This window comes from Bradyrhizobium sp. P2_E8, from assembly GCF_056403875.1.
This window is the reverse complement of the sequence record NZ_JBFUES010000917.1, coordinates 1-2,996: the sequence shown is the minus strand read 5'-3', so window position 1 is coordinate 2,996 and position 2,996 is coordinate 1. Positions and strand designations below refer to the sequence as shown.

The 2,996-nt window shown below is 66.6% G+C and carries 2 protein-coding genes; one reads left to right on the top strand and one right to left on the bottom strand.

The annotated features are described in order from the left end of the window. Window positions 1-562, top strand: a 562-nt coding sequence (locus AC1D00_RS34240) for a TetR/AcrR family transcriptional regulator (RefSeq protein WP_477013717.1), incomplete at its 5' end; no start/stop codon positions are given. 93 nt (window positions 563-655) lie between these two features. Here the strand turns inward: AC1D00_RS34240 and AC1D00_RS34235 are convergent. After that, window positions 656-2,996, bottom strand: a 2,341-nt coding sequence (locus AC1D00_RS34235; protein WP_477013716.1) for an autotransporter outer membrane beta-barrel domain-containing protein, incomplete at its 5' end; no start/stop codon positions are given.

Sequence of the window (2,996 nt, the reverse complement as noted above, 5' to 3'; positions counted from 1 at the left end):
CTATCATTTCGGCTCGAAGGACGAATTGATCGCGGAACTGTTCGTCTCCCGCTCGATCGCCACCAACCGCGAGCGCCTGCGCGAATTGAAGGCGGCGGAAGAAGAAGGCGGCGGCCGCGCGCCGATCGAGGTGATCCTGCGCGCCCTCGTCGGCCCGACCTTGCGCGGCTGCCTCGGCCCCGAGAACCAGCGCTCGACGGCGGCGCGCTTCATGATCCGCGCCTCGATCGAATCCGTGCCGCCGATCCGCCGCATCAAGAACCGCGAGATCGACCATCTGCGCAAATTCGCCGGCGCGATGCGCAGGTCCCTGCCCGACCGCAGCGACGTCGATATCTACTGGGGCCTCAACTTCGCGCTCGCCATGGCGCACCACACCATCCGCGAGAGCGAGCGGCTGACGAAACTGTCGGAAGGCAAATGCGACCTCGACGACGTCGAGGACGTGGTTGCGCGCGTGGTCAGCGTGGCGACGATGGCGCTGACCGGTGCCGAAGCCACGAGCAAGCCGGCCGCCCGGCCGATGGCTGCGAACGGGCGGCTGACACGGCAGGATTTGTGAGAACGTGCCGACGAAGAAGGGCGTCCGGCGAGCTGGCGGCACGACGGCAAGACTCGATCGGGGGCTGGATCGACCGAGTCTTTCGCCGCGTCCTCACCAACTCGCCTTCAGCGCCCCCATCCCGGAATAGCTCTGACCGAGGTTCGAGAATTCGCCGGTGACGCGCGCCGACACCTCCCACCAGCGATTGAGCGCCAGGCGCGAGCCGAGATCGAGCCGTGCCGAGTCGGAGGCGGCACTCGCACCGGCGATCGTGAACGCCGACACCGGCACGGTGACCAACGATGCCGTGATGGTGCGCGACGGCCGAAATTCGTGCACCCAGGCGGCGTGCACGAATGGGCTCCACACCATGCCGTTGCCGAACGCGACGCGACCGTCGAACTTGGCGCCGAGGAACGTCGGCAGCGACGTGACGCTCTGCGCGGCGTAGCTCAATCCGAGTACGCCGGGTGCAGCACCGGCCGTGCTGGCTTCGGTGTAGGCGCCCTGCCACAGCCGTGCGGCCTGGATCGCGGCGAACGGCGTCACCGCAGTAATGCCGAAGTCGAAGGAGCGGCCGATCTCCAGCCTTCCGCCAAGCTGGTCGCTCCCGAATGACCCCTGCGCGGTTTCGGTGGTGCCGACGCCGGTGATGGTCCGCGTCGTGGTATTGTTGAAATGGCTATAGGCGATCTGCGCCGAGAGATAGTTGGCGCCGAACCGCTGCATCGCATAGGCGCCGACATGGCCCCCCTCGAGCCTGCCCGACGTCGCGCGATCATCGACGGAGAAAGTCGCGCTGGAGCCGCCGGCCGCCATGCCCAGCAGGAGATCGGGATTGACGAGGTAATCGACTCCCATCGCGCCGCCGGCGGCGCGGTTGCTGAGGCTCGCGCTGCCGACGCTCGCATCGCCCGCGAGCTGCTGCCCGGCACCGAAGCCGGCGGCCCAGGCGTTCCATCGCGGCTGCGCCATCGCCGGCGCCTTCAGGGCCGCGAACGCCGACGCAGCCGGGCCGCGCGGTTGCTCCGCAGCGTAGCCAAGCGCAGCGTCGCTGGCGACGCCGCCGCGGTTGCCGGCGCGCCAGGCTTCCATCTGGCCCTCCATGGTCTGGCCGAACAGCACGCCCGAATTGAACGCGGTGTTCTGGGTGCCGCTGGTGCCCTCGCCCGAGAGCTGGTCGAGCACGCGCAGCGAACCCGCCTGCAGCAACTGCGCGTAGAAGGTCACGGTGGCGCCGGTCAGCGCTGTCGAATAGCCGGCCTCGAGCGCATTGCCGATCGCACGCTGGTTCTGGGTCTCACCCGCGACGGCGCCAAAACCCTGGCGCGTCAATATCAGGTCGACCGAATTGGCGTTGTAGGTCGCGGCCGCGTTGAAGAAGGCCGACGACGAGGTGACGCTCGCAAACTGGCCCGTGATCGCGGCGGTGGTCTGCACTACGCCGGTGTAGGTCGTGGACGACTGATAGAGCCCCGGCTGCAGCACCGCACGCAAGGTCCCGTTGAGGTTGGCCTGCACTGCCGACAGACCGTCACGATTGCCCGCATTGTCGACCCGTAGCGCCAGCGTACCCTGCGCGGTCTGGGTGAATGTGCCGGCGAAGGCGAGGTTACTCACCGCAAGCGCCGTCCCCGGATCCGTGATGGTGATCAACCCGGCATTGATCAGGCTGTCGCCCGACCCCATGAGTTCGATCCGCCCGTCCAGCGTACCGTTGTTGGTGACGCTGTTTCCGCTCGCGAGAAAATTAGAGGAGAACAGCGAGTAGCCGTTCGTACCGCCCCTGATCGTGCCGTTGTTAACCACCGTATTGTTCTGGCCAGAGATAGCACCTCCCAGCCCGCCGGCGCCGGTCGCAGCGATCAAGCCACTGTTGGTCACCGTGTTACCGTCGCCGCTGATATCGACACCCACGCCGTTAGTGCTGGCTGCCGTGATCGTGCCGGTGTTGGTGAGAGTGTTACCGTCCAACAGGAAGACGCCTGCGCCCATGATGCCAGTGCTGCTCCCGACCGTGATCGTGCCTGAATTCAGGATCGTGGCGCCGACGGCTGAGATGCCGTAGGCCAAGCCGGTCAGGCTGATGGTGCCGGAATTGATCGCCGTGTTGCCGGCGCCAACCGGGACGAGGCCRGCAGTGCCGTCCGCCGTCGAGCTGATCGTCCCGGCGTTGGTGAGAATATTGTTGTTGCCGGCCACGTACATGGCCATGCCCCCCGTGCCGGGCGTGATCGTGCCGTTGTTGGTGAAGACGTTGTTGTTGATCCCCTGCATGCCCTTGCCGCCGTTGCCGACAACGATGGCGCCGTTGTTGATGGCGGTGTTGCCGCTGTCGACATCGATCGCCTTCTGCGCATTGCCGACGTCGATCGACGCGCCCGATTGAACGGTGACGGCCAGATTGTTTTCCGCCCCAGTGCCGAAGCCGGTATTGGTCGCACCGCTACAG